13 protein-coding genes are annotated in these 17,633 nt (G+C 62.2%); 9 read left to right on the forward strand and 4 right to left on the reverse strand.

All coding sequences use genetic code 11. The features are described from left to right. Positions 1-471: 471 nt before the first annotated feature. Positions 472-3,960, forward strand: a complete 3,489-nt coding sequence (mfd, locus tag AMM41_RS18385) for a transcription-repair coupling factor (protein WP_089962813.1) — start codon at positions 472-474, stop codon at positions 3,958-3,960. A gap of 282 nt (positions 3,961-4,242) precedes the next feature. Here the strand turns inward: mfd and AMM41_RS18390 are convergent, their stop codons facing one another. After that, the gene (locus AMM41_RS18390; protein ID WP_089962815.1) at positions 4,243-6,330 is read right to left on the reverse strand and encodes a RecQ family ATP-dependent DNA helicase; all 2,088 of its coding nucleotides are present in this window, start codon (positions 6,328-6,330) and stop codon (positions 4,243-4,245) included. Between the two features lie 827 nt (positions 6,331-7,157). On the opposite strand from AMM41_RS18390, the gene ylqF reads away from it, so the two are divergent. Then, entirely contained in the window at positions 7,158-8,084 is a 927-nt protein-coding gene (ylqF, locus tag AMM41_RS18400; protein ID WP_089962821.1) for a ribosome biogenesis GTPase YlqF, read from the forward strand. 6 nt (positions 8,085-8,090) lie between these two features. Then, positions 8,091-8,684 (forward strand): 3'-5' exonuclease, encoded by a 594-nt coding sequence (locus AMM41_RS18405; RefSeq protein WP_089962824.1) that lies wholly within the window; start codon positions 8,091-8,093, stop codon positions 8,682-8,684. A gap of 15 nt (positions 8,685-8,699) precedes the next feature. On the opposite strand, the gene AMM41_RS18410 is transcribed toward AMM41_RS18405, so the two are convergent. Both AMM41_RS18410 and AMM41_RS22005 read right to left on the reverse strand, forming a co-directional pair. Beyond that, complete coding sequence (locus tag AMM41_RS18410) at positions 8,700-9,662, reverse strand: Bug family tripartite tricarboxylate transporter substrate binding protein (protein WP_194944864.1); 963 nt, start codon at positions 9,660-9,662, stop codon at positions 8,700-8,702. Further along, a complete protein-coding gene (locus AMM41_RS22005; protein WP_194944865.1) occupies positions 9,659-10,399 on the reverse strand; it encodes a hypothetical protein in 741 nt (246 codons plus the stop codon). The genes AMM41_RS18410 and AMM41_RS22005 overlap by 4 nt, the downstream gene beginning before the upstream one ends. A gap of 246 nt (positions 10,400-10,645) precedes the next feature. Here AMM41_RS22005 and AMM41_RS18415 point away from each other — a divergent pair, with 246 nt between their 5' ends. The 4 genes from AMM41_RS18415 (at position 10,646) to AMM41_RS18430 (ending at position 15,351) form a co-directional block, all read left to right on the forward strand. After that, on the forward strand, positions 10,646-11,569 hold the full coding sequence (locus AMM41_RS18415; protein ID WP_089962930.1) for a 3,5-dioxohexanoate:acetyl-CoA acetone transferase: 924 nt from the start codon (positions 10,646-10,648) through the stop codon (positions 11,567-11,569). A 26-nt stretch (positions 11,570-11,595) separates the two neighbouring features. Then, complete coding sequence (locus tag AMM41_RS18420) at positions 11,596-12,582, forward strand: Bug family tripartite tricarboxylate transporter substrate binding protein (RefSeq protein ID WP_089962830.1); 987 nt, start codon at positions 11,596-11,598, stop codon at positions 12,580-12,582. Positions 12,583-12,585: 3 nt separating this feature from the next. Beyond that, positions 12,586-13,503, forward strand: a complete 918-nt coding sequence (locus tag AMM41_RS18425) for an NAD(P)-dependent oxidoreductase (protein ID WP_089962833.1) — start codon at positions 12,586-12,588, stop codon at positions 13,501-13,503. 588 nt (positions 13,504-14,091) lie between these two features. Then, positions 14,092-15,351 carry an MgtC/SapB family protein gene (locus AMM41_RS18430; protein WP_194944866.1) on the forward strand — a complete coding sequence of 420 codons (1,260 nt, stop codon included), beginning with the start codon at positions 14,092-14,094 and terminating at the stop codon, positions 15,349-15,351. Between the two features lie 25 nt (positions 15,352-15,376). Here the strand turns inward: AMM41_RS18430 and AMM41_RS18435 are convergent, their stop codons facing one another. Continuing rightward, the gene (locus tag AMM41_RS18435) at positions 15,377-16,081 is read right to left on the reverse strand and encodes a hypothetical protein (RefSeq protein ID WP_228769352.1); all 705 of its coding nucleotides are present in this window, start codon (positions 16,079-16,081) and stop codon (positions 15,377-15,379) included. A gap of 240 nt (positions 16,082-16,321) precedes the next feature. On the opposite strand from AMM41_RS18435, the gene AMM41_RS18440 reads away from it, so the two are divergent. Beyond that, positions 16,322-17,227 (forward strand): hypothetical protein, encoded by a 906-nt coding sequence (locus AMM41_RS18440; RefSeq protein ID WP_089962839.1) that lies wholly within the window; start codon positions 16,322-16,324, stop codon positions 17,225-17,227. Positions 17,228-17,326: 99 nt separating this feature from the next. Continuing rightward, on the forward strand, positions 17,327-17,596 hold the full coding sequence (locus AMM41_RS18445; protein ID WP_089962843.1) for a hypothetical protein: 270 nt from the start codon (positions 17,327-17,329) through the stop codon (positions 17,594-17,596). The last annotated feature ends 37 nt before the right edge of the window (positions 17,597-17,633 follow it).

A 17,633-nucleotide genomic window follows, 5' to 3' on the forward strand; every position in this document is an offset into this window, starting at 1 on the left:
CTTCAGCTCCGACATGGCCCACTGCGCCACAGGCCGAATGTCAGGGCTGAAGCCACCGACCTACCAATACCGTGGCTCGCCGTAGGTCGGCAGCTTCAGCTCCGACAGGGCCCACTGCGCCACAGGCCGCATGTCGGGGCTGAAGCCACCGACCTACAAATACCGAGGCTCCCCGTAGGTCGGCAGCTTCAGCTCCGACATGGCCCACTGCGCCACAGGCCGAATGTCGGGGCTGAAGCCACCGACCTGCCAATACCGTGGCTACCCGTAGGTCGGCAGCTTCAGCTCCGACATGGCCCGGTGCGCCACAGGCCCGGTGACGAGACCCAAGCCGACCCACCGACGACTGTGCTCAACGACTACCATCGACCTGCCCAAGGTCACAAAGACTCTAAAATCACCTCCTGCTTCCATTTCCACACCCCCCTCCATCCCGGCGGGGGGTGTTTTGCTTTATCCATCGCCCACGCCATGCAACTGCCCAGCCTCATCACCGGCAAACGTTTCACCCTGCCCCGCCCCGTGGGATCGGCCGATGCCGTGCTGCTGGCCCAGCTGGCGCAGCGCGAAAAAAAGGCTGGCAAGCTCACCGCCATCGTGACCGCCGATGCCTCAGACGCCCAACGCCTGATGGACGAGCTGGTGTTTTTTGCACCCGATCTGCGCTGCGTGATCTTCCCCGACTGGGAAACCCTGCCCTACGACACGTTTTCGCCGCACCAAGACCTGATTTCTGAGCGCTTGGCCACGCTGTGGCGCATCAAGCAGCGCAACCACGCCGAGAGCGCAGACGTGGTGCTGGTGCCCGCCACCACCGCGCTGTACCGGCTGGCGCCGCCCTCCTTCTTAGCGGGCTACACCTTCGAGTTCAAGGTCAAGCAAAAGCTGGACGAAGCCCAGCTCAAGGCCCAGCTCACGCTGGCGGGTTACTCGCACGTCAGCCAGGTGGTCAGCCCCGGCGAATACGCGGTGCGCGGCGGCTTGATCGATTTGTTCCCCATGGGCTCTTTGGTGCCTTACCGGGTGGACCTGTTTGACGACGAAATCGACAGCATCCGAACCTTCGACCCCGACAGCCAGCGCAGCCTCTACCCCGTGCCCGAAGTGCGCCTGCTGCCCGGACGCGAGTTCCCGATGGACGAGGCGGCTCGTGCGCGATTCCGAAGCCGCTGGCGCGAACTGCTCGAAGGCGATCCGACCAAGAGCCGCATTTACAAAGACATGGGCAATGGCGTGGCCACGGCGGGCATCGAGTACTACCTGCCGCTGTTTTTTGAAGAAACCGCCACGGTGTTCGATTACCTGGGCGCTGGCCAGGCCGATGCGGCCACCGTGGTACTGCACGGCGATCTGGAGCCCGCCTTCCAGCGCTTTTGGCAAGACACCCGCGACCGCTACCGCCTGGTGCAAGGCGACCCCGAGCGGCCGGTGCTGCCGCCGGATGCGCTGTTTTTGAATGCAGAGCAGTTCTACACGCTGACCAATGGCCATGCGCAACTGGCTTTGCGCCCCGGCACCAGCGATGTGGCCGACAACGCCTTGGCCCAGCCGCTGCCCGAGCTGACGGTGGTGCGCGGTGCCGAAGACCCTTTGTCACGCTTGCAAGCCCACATCCACAGCGGCAAGACCCGCGTGCTGATCCTGGCCGAAAGCGATGGCCGCCGCGAGAGCCTGCTCGACTTCGTGCGCTCCAGCGGCCTCACGCCACCCGTCTTTGACAGCCTCGAAGACTTTTTGACCAGCGACGAAAAAGTCGGCATGGCCACCGCCGCCTTGGTCAGCGGTTTCCATTGGTTCGAGCACAACATCGACCTGGTCACCGAAACCGAACTCTTTGCCGCAGGCCCCACCACGCGCCGCCGCAAAAAGCAGGAACAAGTCAGCGACGTTGAAGCGCTGATCAAAGACCTGAGCGAGCTGAATGTGGGCGACCCGGTGGTGCACAGTGCCCACGGCATTGGCCGCTACCGGGGTCTGGTCAACATGGACATGGGCCAAAAAAACCCCGATGGCACGCCCGCCCTGCAAGAGTTTTTGCACCTGGAATACGCAGACAAGGCCACGCTGTATGTCCCCGTGAGCCAGTTGCAGCTGATTGGACGCTACACGGGTGTGAGCGCCGACGAAGCGCCGCTGCACAAGCTGGGCAGTGGCCAATGGGAAAAGGCCAAACGCCGCGCCGCCGAGCAGGTGCGCGACGCCGCCGCCGAGTTGCTCAACATCTACGCCCGCCGCGCCGCCCGCGAGGGCCACCCTTTCCGCTACAGCCCGCAAGACTACGAGACCTTTGCCAACGACTTCGGGTTTGAGGAAACCGCCGACCAAAAGGCGGCCATCCACTGCGTCATTCAAGACATGATCAGCCCCCGCCCCATGGACCGCCTGGTCTGCGGCGATGTGGGCTTTGGCAAGACCGAGGTGGCCCTGCGTGCCGCCTTTGTGGCCGTGACCGGCGGCAAACAAGTCGCCCTGCTGGCCCCCACCACGCTGCTGGCCGAGCAGCACTATCAGACGCTCAAAGACCGTTTTGCCAAATGGCCCGTCAAGGTGGCCGAAGTCTCGCGCTTTCGCTCAGGCAAAGAAGTCACCGCCGCCCTCAAGGGCATTGCCGACGGCACGGTGGACATCGTGGTGGGCACACACAAGCTGCTGAGCGAGTCCACCAAGTTCCACGACCTGGGCCTGCTCATCATCGACGAGGAACACCGCTTTGGCGTGCGCCACAAAGAGGCCATGAAAGGCCTGCGGGCCGAGGTCGATGTCCTCACGCTCACGGCCACGCCCATCCCCCGCACCATGGGCATGGCCTTGGAGGGCCTGCGCGATCTGAGCGTGATTGCCACCGCGCCACAGCGCCGCTTGGCCATCAAGACCTTTGTGCGCAACGAAGGCACGGGTGTGATCCGCGAGGCGGTGCTGCGCGAACTCAAGCGCGGCGGCCAGTGTTACTTCTTGCACAACGAGGTCGAGACCATCGAGAACCGCAAGCAAAAGCTCGAAGAAATCCTGCCCGAAGCCCGCATCGCCGTGGCCCACGGCCAGATGCCCGAGCGCGAGCTGGAACGGGTGATGCGCGACTTTGTGGCCCAGCGCTACAACATCTTGCTGTGCTCGACCATCATCGAAACAGGCATCGACGTGCCCACGGCCAACACCATCGTGATCTCTCGCGCCGATAAATTCGGCCTGGCCCAGCTGCACCAGCTGCGCGGGCGCGTGGGCCGCTCGCACCACCAAGCCTATGCCTATTTGATGGTGCCTGAGATTGAAGGCCTGACCAAACAGGCCGCCCAGCGGCTGGACGCGATCCAGCAAATGGAAGAACTGGGCAGCGGCTTCTATCTGGCCATGCACGACCTGGAAATCCGCGGCGCGGGCGAGGTGCTGGGCGAAAACCAGAGCGGCAACATGCTCGAAGTGGGCTTTCAGCTCTACAACGAGATGCTGTCCGAAGCGGTGCGCAGCCTCAAAGCAGGCAAAGAGCCGGACTTGCTCAACCCGCTCACCGCCACCACCGACATCAACCTGCACGCCCCCGCCCTGCTGCCCAACGACTACTGTGGCGACGTGCACCTGCGCCTGAGCTTTTACAAAAAGCTGGCCACCGCCAAAACCAGCGACCAAATCGACGCCTTGCTCGAAGAGCTGGTGGACCGCTTTGGCAAACTGCCGCCGCAAGCGCAAACGCTGGTCGATGTGCACCGCCTGCGTGTGCTGACCCAGCCCTATGGCGTGATCAAGGTCGACGCCGCACCGGGCGTGATCCAGATCACCTTCAAACCCAACCCGCCCGTGGACCCCATGGCCATCATTGGTTTGATCCAGAAAAACAAACACATCAAGCTGGCGGGCAACGACAAAATCCGCATCGAACGCGAACTGCCCGACCCGAAAGCGCGGGCGCAGATGGTGCGGGATGTGTTGCGCTCATTGGGCCAGCCCAAAACCGTGACTCATTGATGGCGTCATGACTGGTTATGGAGACAGCCCGATGAAGTTTGCATGAACGCATTTTTTTGTGGGAGCGACGCCCTCGTCGCGATCAAGCCTCGCAGACCACCCACCATCGCCCCGAGGGCGGTACTCCCACAATGCCACCATCGCTGATCACTTTCCCCAAGGCAAGCCTTGCACTTCAAACTTCACAGGGCCGGATCTATAGTTAGGTCACCAAAGACCCCATAAAACGCCACCTCGATGACCGTGTGCGGACCGATTCGGTCCCCAAAATGGCTTTGCTGTTCAAGCTTGAAGATGCAAGACCAGCAAGAGCACCTGCGATGCCCCTTGTTCACGCAAAAGCGCCGCTGCAACGGTCGCAGCCCATCGTGTGCGCACTTGAGTGGCCACCAACAACACCGGCCCCGGCGGCAGCGCGACCTCGGTTTGCAAATCAATGACCGACTCCAGGTGAGCGACCACTGGGGTTGAAGCCGCATCGTCGGGCGCAGGCCCACCCCGCCAGCAAAACACATCGTGCAGTGGCAAACGGCCTTTTTGCGCAATGTGGGCAGCCAAGCGCTGGTTCGACGCCATGTCCGGCGCAGGCAAGGGCACCACACACACTGGGCGGGCGGGCCAGGTCTTGGCCCAACGGCCCAGCGTGGCCACCGCACCAGCCAACAAATCGGCAGGCACATCACCATCGGCGGCAGTGCGCAAAACCTGCAGCTCGGCCACCCAACCCGGATCGTCCGCAAACGCCACGGCCCGGCCTGCATCAAAGCCGCGAATCGAACCCTTGCGACGCACTCCAGCAGGCCAGCGCTTGCGCGGCTCGATGTCCACGTCCACACCACGCAAAAAGTGGCGTGCAGCGAGCAACTTGTCTTCAGAGGGCAAGAGCCCTGGAAAAGGCACACGGCCCGTGCACACCGAGCAGCGCCCACAAGGCGCGGGCGACGGGTCGTCCAGCGCGGTCTGCAAATACGCCATCAGGCAGCCCTGACCATGCGCGTACTGGCGCATGATGCCCGCCTCTTGCTGGCGAACCTGCGCCAACGACGTCCATTTGGCACTGTCATGCACATAGGGCATTCCGGTGGCTCGCCAGGCTGTGCCCGCCTTCTCAACCACACCTTCGACGGCCAGAATTTTGAGCAAGGCCTCCAGTCGTCCCCGGCGCACGCCCGTGTCGGCCTCGATCTCGATCAGGCTGCGTTCGTCACCGCCCAGGCTTTGCAACACCTTGGCTGCCGTCAACGGGTCCGGTATCGAAGCGGTGGCGAAGTAATCCCAAATGCGTTCGTCAGCATCTGACGGCAGCAACACCCCTTCTGCGTGCGCCACCGCCCGCCCTGCCCGACCCACCTGCTGGTAATAAGCCACCGGGGTGGAGGGCGAGCCCACATGCACACAAAAGCCCAAATCCGGCTTGTCGTAGCCCATGCCCAGCGCCGAGGTCGCCACCACCGCCTTGACCTGGTTGTGGCGCAAACGGTCTTCCACTTTCAGGCGGGTGTCAGCGTCGATCTGCCCGGTGTAGGCATCGACCGCATGGCCGCAGCTGCGCAAAAAAGCCGTCAGCCGCTCGGCCTCGGCCACCGTCAGCACATACACAATGCCCGAGCCCGGCAGCTGATCCAGGGCGTCGGCCATCCAGGCATAACGCTGCAAAGGCGACAAACCCGGTACCACAGACAGCGTGAGCGAGGTGCGGGCCAGCGTGCCGCGAAAGGTCACTGTGCTTGCACCCAACTGCTTGCCAATATCCAGCGTCACCCGCTCATTGGCCGTGGCCGTGGTGGCGAGCACACTGGCCGTGGGTGTGGACAAGAGCGCCCGCGCCAGCCGCTGGTAATCGGGCCGAAAGTCAAAACCCCAGTCGCTGATGCAATGCGCCTCGTCGATCACGATCAGGCCCACCCGGGCCAGCAAAGCGCCCAACCGGGCCGCAAAGCGCGGGTTGCCCAGCCGCTCGGGCGAGACCAGCAGCACGTCGATGGCATCCTCGTCCAGCCGCAGGAACACCTCGTCCCAATCGTCAATATTCGTGGAATTGACCGTGGCTGCCTTCAGGCCCGCCCGCTCGGCCGCGCTCACCTGGTCGCGCATCAGGGCCAAAAGCGGCGACACCACCAACGTGGGGCCAGCGCCTGTGCTGCGGATCGCGTGCGTGGCCGCCCAGTACACCGCCGACTTGCCCCAGCCCGTGGCCTGCACCACCAGCACGCGGGACGCGGCTGGCACCACCGCATGCACCGCGTCCACCTGATCCGTGCGGGGCACCGCGCCCGGCCCGGCCAGACGGGCCAGGATGGTGTGCATGTGCTGTTCCGCGAATGCGCGGGATGTGTTGTCTGGGTCCGGCAAAGTGCTGGATGTGTTCATGGGCTCCCCTGTCGCCTAGACTGGCATTATTGTTCAAGAGTGATTGTGCAATGTCAGACCTGTTGAGACCGACCGATGATCTTTACAAGAAGGTTTTTTGTAGGAGCGACGCCCCCGTCGCGATAAGCCGCGCAGACCCGAAAGAATCGCCCCGAGGGCGGGGCTCCCACAAAAAGCAGGGATGCCCCCTGCAATTGCAGGTTGACCCCTCGTAGGAGCGACGCCCCCGTCGCGATCAAGCCTCGCAGACCACCACGCATCGCCCAGGCGGCGGGGCTCCCACAAAATGCAGGGTTGCCCCCTGCAATTGCAGGCTCACCCCTCGTAGGAGCGAAGCCCTCGTCGCGATCAAGCCTCGCAGACCACCATGCATCGCCCAGTCGGTGGGGCTCCCACAAAATGCAGGGATGCCCCCTGCAATTGCAGGTAGACCCCTCGTAGGAGCGACGCCCCCGTCGCGATCAAGCCTCGCAGACCACCAAGAATCGCCCAGGCGGCGGGGCTCCCACAAAATGCAGGGATGCCCCCTGCAATTGCAGGCTCACCCCTCGTAGGAGCGACGCCCCCGTCGCGATCAAGCCTCGCAGACCACCATGCATCGCCCAGTCGGCGGGGCTCCCACAAAATGCAGGGTTGCCCCCTGCAATTGCAGGCTGACCCCTCGTAGGAGCGACGCCCCCGTCGCGATAAGCCTCGCAGACCACCACGCATCGCCTAGGCGGCGGGGCTCCCACAAAATGCAGGCAGCCTCCCGTCGCAACGACGCCCCCGTCGCGAAACTGCCCGACAATCAGCTCTTTTATCCTTTTGGTCAGCAGCGACTTTTTATGGCGATTCAATGGTTTCCCGGACACATGCACCTGACGCGCAAGGCGATTGGGGAGCGCATCAAAGACATCGATGTGGTCATTGAGATGCTGGACGCCCGCCTGCCGGGCTCGAGTGCCAACCCGATGCTGGCCGATCTGATCGAGGGCAAACCGGCCCTCAAAATCTTGAGCAAACAAGATTTGGCCGACCCGGTGCAAACCGCCGCTTGGCTGGCCCACTACAACGCCCTGCCCGGTGTGAGCGCCTTGGGCCTGGACACCAGCATGACCCAGCCTGCCAAGGCCTTGATTGACGCCTGCCGCCAGCTCGCGCCCAACCGGGGCGGCATGGTCAAACCCATGCGGGTGCTGATTTGCGGTATTCCCAACGTGGGCAAATCGACGCTGATCAACACCCTCAAGGGCAAACGCGCTGCCAAAACCGGTGACGAGGCTGGTGTGACCAAGCTGGAGCAACGCATCACCTTGGCCGATGACTTTTATTTGTACGACACGCCCGGTGTGCTGTGGCCGCGCATCATCGTTGAGCAAAGTGGCTACAACCTGGCGGCCAGCGGCGCCATTGGCGTGAACGCTTTTGACGAAGAGGTGGTGGCGCTCGAACTGCTCAACTACCTGATCCCGCATTACCCGCTGGCCATCACCGAGCGCTACAAGGTGAAAGACGTGGCCAGCCACACCGACGAATCTTTGTTGGAAGCCATTGCCCGACACCGTGGCGCGATTCAAAGTGGCGGCCGGGTCAACACCACCAAGGCCGCCGAAATCGTGATCCACGACTTTCGGGCTGCCGCATTGGGCCGTTTGACGCTGGAAACCCCCGCAGAGTTTGCCGCTTGGCTGGCCGAGGGCAAAAAAGCCGACGCCGAGCGTGCCGTGCGTAAAGAAGGCACCAAAAAGGCGAAAAAAGCCATGAAAGACTGAGCCCCCATGCACCCCCACCACCCGACCCCCGACAAAGAGGCGATCGCCCTGCTGCCCGAATTTGAGCGTTTGGGGCTTGACCGCATCAGCTTGGTGAGCACCGGCGAACAAGCCATGGCAGCGCGTGAGCAACTTTTAGCGGCCAAAGCGTGGGGCTTTGACACCGAGTCCAAGCCCACCTTCAAGGTGGGTGAGCAGTCAGACGGTCCGCACGTTTTGCAACTGTCCACCGCCGAGCGGGCCTGGGTGTTTCAGCTGCACGAGCCCGAGTGCCGGGCGATTGCTGCCGATTTGCTGGCGCAAGGCGGCATTGTCAAAGCCGGGTTTGGTTTGGGCGATGACCGCAAGCGCATCGTGCACAAGCTGGGCATCGAGCCACAAGGCATTTTGGAGCTCAACACGATTTTTAGGGAACGCGGTTACCGCAAAGACATGGGCGTCAAAGGCGCAGTGGCGGTGCTGTTTGGGCAACGCTTCATCAAATCCAAAAAAGCGGCCACCAGCAACTGGGCCAACGCCCGCTTGAGCGAGGCGCAGTTGGTGTACGCCGCCAACGACGCTTATGCGGCCATCAGGGTTTGGCAGGCCTTGGGGGTTTGAAGGCCGGGGCGGCCTTCACTCGGGCTTGACCCCTGCTTGCTGGGCCACTTTTTTCCAGCGGACCAATTCCTGCTTGATGTAGGCGGAAAACTCTTCTGGCGAGGTGGCCACGGCCATGGCGCTGTATTGCGCAAATTTGTCTTTGACCTCGGCCGAGGCCATGACGTTGGCCAGCCCGCGGTGCAGGCGCTGCACGACCGATTTGGGCGTGCCCGCTGGCACCACAATGCCCTGCCAAGAACTCACATCAAAACCGGCATAGCCCTGCTCTGCCACGGTTGGCAATTGGGGGGCGGCGCTGGCCCGTTTGTCGGTGGTGACCGCCAATGCTCGGGCCTTGCCCGCAGCCACCTGCGGGTAGATGCTGGAAAAGGGATCAAACAGCACCTGAATTTGCCCACCCACCAAATCGGTGATGGCCGGTGCACTGCCCTTGTAGGCAATGTGGTTCATGCGGATGCCCGCCAGGCTGTTGAACTGCTCTACTGCCAGATGGATGGAGCTGCCCGCCGTGCCGTAATTGAGCTGGCCAGGCTGATTTTTGGCCAGCTGCACCAGCTCACCCAAGGTTTTGGCTGCAACCCCTGGATGCACCGTGATGAGCAAGGGTTGCACGGCCACCATGCTCACGGGGTCAAAGCTGGTGACGGGGTCATAGCCGAGCTTGGCAAAAGTGGCCGAATTGATGGCCAAAGTGCTGATGTTGCCCATGATCAGGGTGTAGCCGTCGGCGGGGGCACGGGCACCCAGCTCGGCACCTATGGCCCCACTGGCTCCGGCCCGGTTTTCCACCACAATGGTCTGTCCCAGCTCAACGCCGAGTTTGACCGAAACAGTACGAGCCACAATGTCGGTGACCCCACCAGGGGGGAATGGCACGATCATGCGCAGGGGCTTGTTCGGAAAATCGGCCTGAGCCCAAGCCAATGAGCTGAACAAACCCAACACGATGGGCCATGACTTGAAAAGACGTTTCATGCGAGGCTCTCCTGGTAAACCGTTTCTCTGGGTGGGCAATGCAGGCTCAGCACCAAGGCCCCTTGTGCTCCGGCCTGGCAGGCAGGCATGGGCTCGTCTCGGGACACAAAAAAAAGTTCCCATGGCTGCAATGTTTGGGCGCCCAGCACCAGCTGCCCTTGCAAGACGAACACAAACACCCCTTGACTGGCGGCATGTCGGCTCAGCTGTAGCTCTGCATGGGGGGCCAAGGGCAGGTAGCCCACTCCCAAACCATCGTCGTCAAAAGGATGCAAGGCCACGGCCTGCCCGGGCTGCGCACCGTCCGGGGGCTTGGCCAGATCCAAAGGTCCCACGGTCAAATGCCGTTTGGGGCCACGCACCATTTTTTCGCGGGCCTCTGTGGTGGGAATGAAGCCAGACTCGCACACCGGGCGAATGGTGAAGTACTTGATGCCCTGTGCCCCCGAAATCAAGGGCCCGTACCCGGTGTAGGCACCCGCGTAGTGCACCGTCACCGTTTGCAGGGCATGGGCGCCAATGGTGCCGTCGCCGTCCACAAACACCTGAAACTGGTTTTGACGGTGGAAGTGCGACTCCAACGTGCAATGAGGGGGTTGCTCGATCAAGGAGGCCGTGGGTGACAAGCTGGGGTCCTCGCCAGACTCCAGCCACTCGGACTTGTAAAAGTGCTCGACCATGCTGGGCAGTTGTCTGCGCCGGGTCTGGCCATGCGCTCGGGTTCCTATGGCAATCATCGAAAACTCCAGGACTTTGAATGCCTCAGTTTGGCCAATGCGACCCCAAGGGGCAAGCCAAAAATGTCTTGTGGGCGACTTTCAAACCGGGTTGGGGATGCACAGGGCCACTGTTGCTGAGGCGACAGTTTGGGGCCTTGAGAACCCTGGCCCGAGGGTTTACGCGCGTGTGGTGCAGACAGCGAATTTGTAGCATGCCAGTTGTTGTGGCCTGCACCACCTTGCAAGCCGAAAGAAAGCGCTGCCATGTCCAAAGTCATCATCACCTGTGCCGTCACCGGGGCCATTCACACGCCCTCCATGTCCCCCCACCTGCCAGTCACGCCCGAAGAAATCATTGAGGCATCGATCGGGGCCGCCGAAGCGGGGGCAGCCATCATCCACCTGCACGCACGCGACCCCATCACTGGCAAGCCCGACCAAAGCCCCGAGGCCTTTGCCAAATTTTTGCCGCAAATCAAGGCCGGCACCAACGCGGTGATCAACCTCACCAGCGGGGGCTCGCCCTTCATGAAGATCGACGAGCGCATTCAGCCCTCGATGCGGTTTTCGCCCGAAGTGGCGTCGCTCAACATGGGCTCGTTCAACTTTGCCCTGTTTCCCATGCTGGAGCGTTTCACCGATTTGAAACACGACTGGGAACGCGAACACCTGGAAAACAGCCGCGACCTGATTTTTCGCAACACCTTCAAGGACATCGAGTTCGCCCTGAAGGCCTGCAACGCCAACCAGACACGCTTCGAGTTTGAGTGCTACGACATTGGCCACCTGTACAACCTGGCCCACTTTGTGGACAAGGGTTTGATCAAAGCGCCGTTTTTTGTGCAGTCGGTGTTTGGCATTTTGGGCGGTATTGGCACCCACCCCGAAGACGTGATGCACATGAAACGCACGGCCGACCGCTTGTTTGGCAAGGACTACCAATGGTCGGTGCTGGGTGCCGGGCGTCACCAGATGCGCATTGCCGCCATGGGCGCAAGCCTGGGGAGCAATGTGCGCGTGGGCCTGGAAGACAGCCTGTGGATCGGCAAAGGCAAGCTGGCCGAGAGCAACGCACAGCAAGTGCGCCAGGCCCGCGCCATCATCGAAGGGCTGGGCCTGGAAGTGGCCACACCGGATGAAGCCCGCGCCATGCTGCAGCTCAAGGGCGCAGCCAACACCCACATTTGATCAACAACAACCCAGGAGACCTTCTTATGCAACGCAGACACCTTTTATCGGCCGCCGCAGCCAGTGCAGCAGTTTTGGCAGCGCCATCGTCATGGGCCCAAAGCGCGGGCTATCCCAACCGCCCGATCAAGCTGATCGTGCCCTTTCCAGCGGGCGTGTCGCCCGATGTGGTGGCGCGTTTGGTGGGTGACAAGCTCAGCCAGGCGCTGGGTCAGCCCGTGGTGGTGGAAAACCGCCCTGGCGCTGGCGGCATGATCGGCGCAGAGGCTGGCACCAACAGCGCCGCCGATGGCTACAGCCTGTTTTACAGCGTCAAGGCGGTGCACGCGATTGCCCCCAACGTGTACCAAAACCCCAAGTTCAACCCTGTGCGCGACTTCCGTGCCGTGAGCCAGTTGCTCTTGGTGCCCCATGTGCTGACCGCATCGCCCGGCACGCCCTACAACAACATGAAAGAGCTGGTGGAGTTTGCCAAGCGCAACCCCGGCAAGATCAACTACGCCTCGCTGGGTGTGGGCTCGCAGCCGCATGTGGCCATGGAAGCATGGGCACAGCGCCTGGGCATCAAGCTCAACCATGTGCCCTACAAAACCAACCCCTCGCCCGACGTGATGAGTGGCGTGGTCAGCCTGTCGATCGAGGCGTCCACCACCGCCATTCCCCTCATCAAGGGGGGCAAGGTCAAGGGCCTGGCCATTTCGGGGGCCGAGCGCATTGCCAACCTGCCCGATGTGCCCACCATGACCGAGTTCGGGTCCACGCTCGACGTGAACGGCCAGATCGGCAGTTCATGGCATGGCATCTTTGCGCCCAAAGCCACGCCCGACGATGTCGTGGCCAAGCTCAACACCGAAATCGTGAAAATTGTGAAGTTGCCCGAAATCCAGTCGCGCATGCGCGATTTGGGCCTGACCCCCACGGGCACCTCGGCCGACGCCATGACCGCAGTGGCCACCGCAGACAATGTGTTCTGGGCCAAGCTGATCAAGGACTTTGACATCAAGGTGGAGTAAGGCTTGCGCACCACTGCACACCCCAGCCCACCCACGGTGGGCCTGATTGGCCTGGGCATCATGGGCTCGGCCATGGCGGCCAATCTGGTCAAAGCCGGGTTCGAGGTCTATGGCTACGACCCGGTCGCCGCCGCACGTCGCGCCCTGAAAAAAGCCGGTGGCCACGCTTGCAAAAGCGTGGCCGAAGTGGCGCAACACAGCCCGCATTTGTTGCTGTCGTTGCCCAGCGAAGCGGCACTGGACCAGGTGTGCGCCGAGTTGCTGGCCACGGGCCTCAAAGGTTTGATTGCCGCAGAAACCAGCACCTTGCCCGAGGTGTGCAAGCGGCGCAACCGGGACGCCTTGGCCAAACAACGCATCACCTTGCTGGACTGTCCGCTGTCGGGCACGGGCGCACAGGCCCTGACCCGCGACCTGGCGGTGTACGCCAGCGGCAACGCCAAAGCCATTCGCGCCTTGCATGGGGTGTTCGAGGGCTTTGCTCGCGTGCGCTACGACGTGGGCGATTTTGGCAACGGCATGCGCATGAAGCTGGTGGCCAACTTGTTGGTGGCGATTCACAACGTGTCGTCGGCCGAGGCGATCTTGATGGGGGCTCGTGCGGGTCTGGACCCTGCCACCATCGTCAAAGTGGTGGCCGATGGCGCAGGTGGCTCGCGCATGCTGCAGGTGCGCGGCCCCATGATGGTGGACCGGTCGTGGGACCAAGCCACCATGAAAGTGGGCATTTGGCAAAAGGACATGAAGCTGATTCAAGAACTTTTGCAAGCCACCGACACGCCTGCCCCGCTGTTTTCGGCCACCTTGCCCATTTACAACGCGGCCATGGCCATGGGGCACGCGCTGGACGACACCGCATCGGTGTTTGATGTGTTGGAGCGCTGGACACAGGTGACGCCTGTGACCCCAAAGAAAAAATAACACCCCAAGCCGCCTTGGCTCTTGATCCGGCCCTGTGAAATTTAAAGAGCAAATCGCGACGGGGGCGTCGCTCCTACAGGGGAATGCCCTGCATTTTGTAGGAGCCCTGCCCTCGGGGCGATTCTTTTTGGTTTGCGGGAGTTTTCGCGACGGGGGCGTCGCTCCTACAGGGGAATGCCCTGCATTTTGTAGGAGCCCCGCCCTCGGGGCGATTCTGGGTGGTTTGCGGGGGTTATCGCGACGGGGGCGTCGCTCCTACAGAGGCATGACCTGCAGTTTGTAGGAACCCCGCCCTCGGGGCGATTCTTTGTGGTTTGCGGGGGTTTTCGCGACGGGGGCGTCGCTCCTACGGGGGAATGACCTGCATTTTGTAGGAGCCCCGCCCTCGGGGCGATTCTGGGTGGTTTGCGGGGGTTATCGCGACGGGGGCGTCGCTCCCACAGGGAAATGACCCGCAGTTTGTAGGAGCCCCGCCCTCGGGGCGATGCTTGGTGAAAGGCTTGGGACGGATTTTTTGTGGCAACTCGTCCCTGTGGGCGATTTCTTGCGCACCGACAAGGCAAGGCGGCATGGTGCAAGATGGACCCCATGCCCCCAATGCCCCCCATTCCAGCTTCGACCCTCATCGGTTTGTGTGTGGCCTTTGGCGTGGGGCTCTTGATTGGGGCAGAGCGTGAACGCCGCAAGGGCAGTGGCCCCAACCGGCGTGCGGCGGGCATCCGCACCTTCACCGTGAGCAGTGTATTGGGGGCCTTGGCCATGCTGCTGGGCGGCACCGATTTGTTGTGGCTGGCCCTGGCTTTTGTGGCGGGGCTGATGCTGCTGGCCTACCATCGAAGCCACACCGATGACCCGGGTGTGACCACCGAAATGGCCCTGGTTTTAAGCTGTGTTTTGGGGGGCTTGGCCATGAAAGAGCCAGCGCTGGCCGCAGGCATTGGCGCTGGCATGGCCTTGCTGCTGGCCAGCAAAGACCGGCTGCACCAATGGGTGAGCAGTTGGATGAGCGAACACGAGTTGCACGACGTGTTGGTGTTTTTTTCGGTCGCGCTCATCGCCCTGCCCTTGGCACCCAACCGCTTCATGGGGCCCTGGGATGCACTCAACCCTCACGCACTGACCCTGCTGGTGGTCTTGATCATGGGCGTGCATGGCTTGGGTTATGTGGCTTTGCGGGCTTTGGGCCCGACGCGGGGCTTGCCGCTGGCCGGGTTTGTGGGTGGCTTCATCTCCAGCACCGCCACCATCCACGCCATGGGCACACGCTCGCGTGCGCACACAGCGTCCATGCACTCCGCGGTCACCGGGGCCGCACTGTCCAATGTGTCGACGGTCATCCAACTGACTTTGTTGGTGGGCCTCGTGACCCCCGAGGCTTTGGTTTTTTTGGGCTGGCCTTTGGGGCTGGGCCTGGGGGCCACGGTGGGGTATGGGCTGATTTTTTACAGCCTGTCCACGGCCCACACCGGTGACGGACTGCCTCAAAACGACCCCGGCCACGCCTTCGATTTGAAATCAGCGCTGGGCTTTGCCACCTTGTTGACGGGTATTTTGTTGGTCTCTGCGGCTTTGCACGAGTGGCTGGGCACCCAGGCCTTGTGGCCCACCGCCGCATTGACCGGTTTGGCCGATGCCCACGCGGGTGCACTTTCGGCTTTGTCTTTGGCAGCAGGCCAAAAAATCACCGCCGAACAAGCGGTTTGGCCTGTGCTGATCAGCCTCTCGGCCAACACAGGCACCAAGGCCTTGGTGGCTTTTCAAAGCGGCGGGTGGCCTTTTGCGGTGCGCGTGGTGCCCGGTTTGCTGGCCTTGGTTGGATCTGTCTGGGTGGGGGTTTTGTGGGTTTGAAGCCCCACCGCGCCAGACCTTGGGTTCAAAACTCCCAAGCCATGCCCAACTGGGTCAAGGGATGGCCATCACCGCGACCCACCGCGCCAGACAGCTTGAGGCCTGGGGCCAGCTCGTAGCGCAAACCCAGGGCCCGCATGGGGCGGCTGTGTTCTTGGCCAAAGACCTCTGCGGTGAGCGTCAAACTGGAAGCCAAAGGGTGCTCGTAACCCATGCCCCAAGTGCCCACCGTCTGGCCCACACCTGACGCTTTGAGGCGACTGCTTCCCAGATTCAGGTGCACGGCATGCCCGTCTTGGGCACGCCAAGTGGCCAGCGCGTTGAACGCACTTTCGCGCTCGGTGGAGCGCTCTTGGGTGTCGCCCAATGTCAAACGTGTCCGTCCAAAATCGAGAGAAGCCCCCAAAGACCAACCCGTTTTGTTTTGAATGGGCACCCACTTGAAGCCCAGCCCCACGGCGCTCAAGCGAGAAGCCGGATGGGTGGCATGGTCGCGGTCTTGGGCCACCGCAACACCCACTTCAAGACTGGGCAGGGGACTGAAGCCGAAAACCCCTTCAACGCCCCGTTGCTGAGCGTCTTTGCGCCAAGTGGCCTCCAGCTTCATGCCGCCTGCCTCCAGGGTACCGGCGTCGTCCACATGCATGGGCGATTCTGCAAAGGCAGGTGTCGACAACATCAGCACAGCGCTGCTCGAGAGCAAAAAAGGGCGTTTCAAAAGCATGGACATGGTGATTTTTGGGATGAAAACTTGGAATGGATGGGTTTGTCTGTGTTGCAGGGTCGTTTTTGGCCAATTCCCAGCGCAAGAACCCACCCTCAAATCTTAACGAGGGCGGCATCCGCTGCCCCTGCCTGCTGGTGAATGTCCTCAGATCCTCAAGACCTGGCCATGGCACCAAGAGGCCCTAAAATCAAAAATTGCCCTCCCCGCTCGCTGCGCGAGTCCGACTTTGACCGATTTTTCACCATGTCCATACCCCTGGGCCACAGCGCCGACCCCCACACTCCCGCCCCCGCATCGGTGCTGGAATTTGCCAACAGCCAATGGCGGGTGCGCAGACCCAAACCCTTTGTCTTGGTGATCGAGGGTGAAGCGGGCACGCCTTGCACCGAAGGGCCCAGCGACTACCTGCACGACAAACTGCTGCTGCCCGAATGGCGCGAAGCCTTTTACCAACTGGTCGACACCACCGGGCTGGTGGTTTGCCTGAATGTGGACACCAAGCACCCCACTTACCGCGATGTGCGCGGGCGTTCCAGCAAAGGGCGACTGAGCCAAGGCGAGTACTACCACCACGACGGCTGCACCGGCCCCGTCAAGCCGCGCTTTGTCGAAATTCGCTGCCCTGTTCAGCCACAAACACGCGGCGTGGCCACCGCAGTGGCGCCGCACCGCGATGTGGTGCAGGCCATGGTGGCCGTCTTGCCCACTGATTTGGCCGCGGCCCCCGCACTGGCTGGCCATGACCTGAGCCCGGCCGCCATCCGCCAAATGGACGATGCCGCGCTCGACCACTTGCAAGGCCTGATCACCCGCACCGTGCGCAAAAAGCTCACCGCCGAAGGCGCTCGCGCCTACTTTCGTGAGGTCGATGCGGCGGCCAACGCTTATTTTGAGCCTTGGGCTTTGGGGGAAAGCCGCTTCATTGCCAACGCCAACAAGGGCGTGACCCTGCAACACCGCCGCGCCTACCAAGCACCTCACACTGGCGGCGTGGCCAATGGGCACTTGGTCAAACGCTGGACGAACGAAGAACTGCTGCTGCCCGGCCAGTTGCCTGACCCGGCATTCATTGAGGCGCTGTGCAGTGAAGAATCCGAAGAAGGCCAAGGCGCCGAGCCTGCCCAGGCTTGCTACCTCGCCCCCCATTGACCGCCGTTGTGACCGCCGTTGTGTCCTTCTTAGCCCACTCTGGCGGGATGGACACCCCCCCACAACGCACATCTCATCTCACACGAAAGCGATACCCACATGCACATCGGTTCCGCAAAGCAAGGCCACCACATGGGGGTGGCCACTTTGTTCTTAGAGGCCTGGGAAGTGATGGAGGCCATCGAAATTGAAGCTTGGGTGACCCAGCACCAATTGCGCCACATTCACATCAACGACCCCGACAATTCACTCGATTATTCGACCGTTCATGCCTTGTTTGCAGACGATCAGGTCACACTGGCCGTGACCCAAATCACGCAAGACAACCCTTACACCCACCACCTTCAGGTGCTATTGATGGCGAGCTGAACCGCCCCCATTGCCGGCCCTTTGCATTCAAGTCCCC

Source organism: Limnohabitans sp. 2KL-3, from assembly GCF_001269405.1.
Taxonomy (GTDB): Bacteria; Pseudomonadota; Gammaproteobacteria; order Burkholderiales; family Burkholderiaceae_C; genus Limnohabitans_A.

Bases quoted from the DNA above. Each gene is read 5' to 3' on its own strand.
- mfd (WP_089962813.1), top strand. From the start codon at position 472: ATGCAACTGCCCAGCCTCATCACCGGCAAACGTTTCACCCTGCCCCGC.
- AMM41_RS18390 (WP_089962815.1), bottom strand. From the start codon at position 6,330: ATGAACACATCCAGCACTTTGCCGGACCCAGACAACACATCCCGCGCA.
- ylqF (WP_089962821.1), top strand. From the start codon at position 7,158: ATGGCGATTCAATGGTTTCCCGGACACATGCACCTGACGCGCAAGGCG.
- AMM41_RS18405 (WP_089962824.1), top strand. From the start codon at position 8,091: ATGCACCCCCACCACCCGACCCCCGACAAAGAGGCGATCGCCCTGCTG.
- AMM41_RS18410 (WP_194944864.1), bottom strand. From the start codon at position 9,662: ATGAAACGTCTTTTCAAGTCATGGCCCATCGTGTTGGGTTTGTTCAGC.
- AMM41_RS22005 (WP_194944865.1), bottom strand. From the start codon at position 10,399: ATGATTGCCATAGGAACCCGAGCGCATGGCCAGACCCGGCGCAGACAA.
- AMM41_RS18415 (WP_089962930.1), top strand. From the start codon at position 10,646: ATGTCCAAAGTCATCATCACCTGTGCCGTCACCGGGGCCATTCACACG.
- AMM41_RS18420 (WP_089962830.1), top strand. From the start codon at position 11,596: ATGCAACGCAGACACCTTTTATCGGCCGCCGCAGCCAGTGCAGCAGTT.
- AMM41_RS18430 (WP_194944866.1), top strand. From the start codon at position 14,092: ATGCCCCCAATGCCCCCCATTCCAGCTTCGACCCTCATCGGTTTGTGT.
- AMM41_RS18435 (WP_228769352.1), bottom strand. From the start codon at position 16,081: ATGTCCATGCTTTTGAAACGCCCTTTTTTGCTCTCGAGCAGCGCTGTG.
- AMM41_RS18440 (WP_089962839.1), top strand. From the start codon at position 16,322: ATGTCCATACCCCTGGGCCACAGCGCCGACCCCCACACTCCCGCCCCC.
- AMM41_RS18445 (WP_089962843.1), top strand. From the start codon at position 17,327: ATGCACATCGGTTCCGCAAAGCAAGGCCACCACATGGGGGTGGCCACT.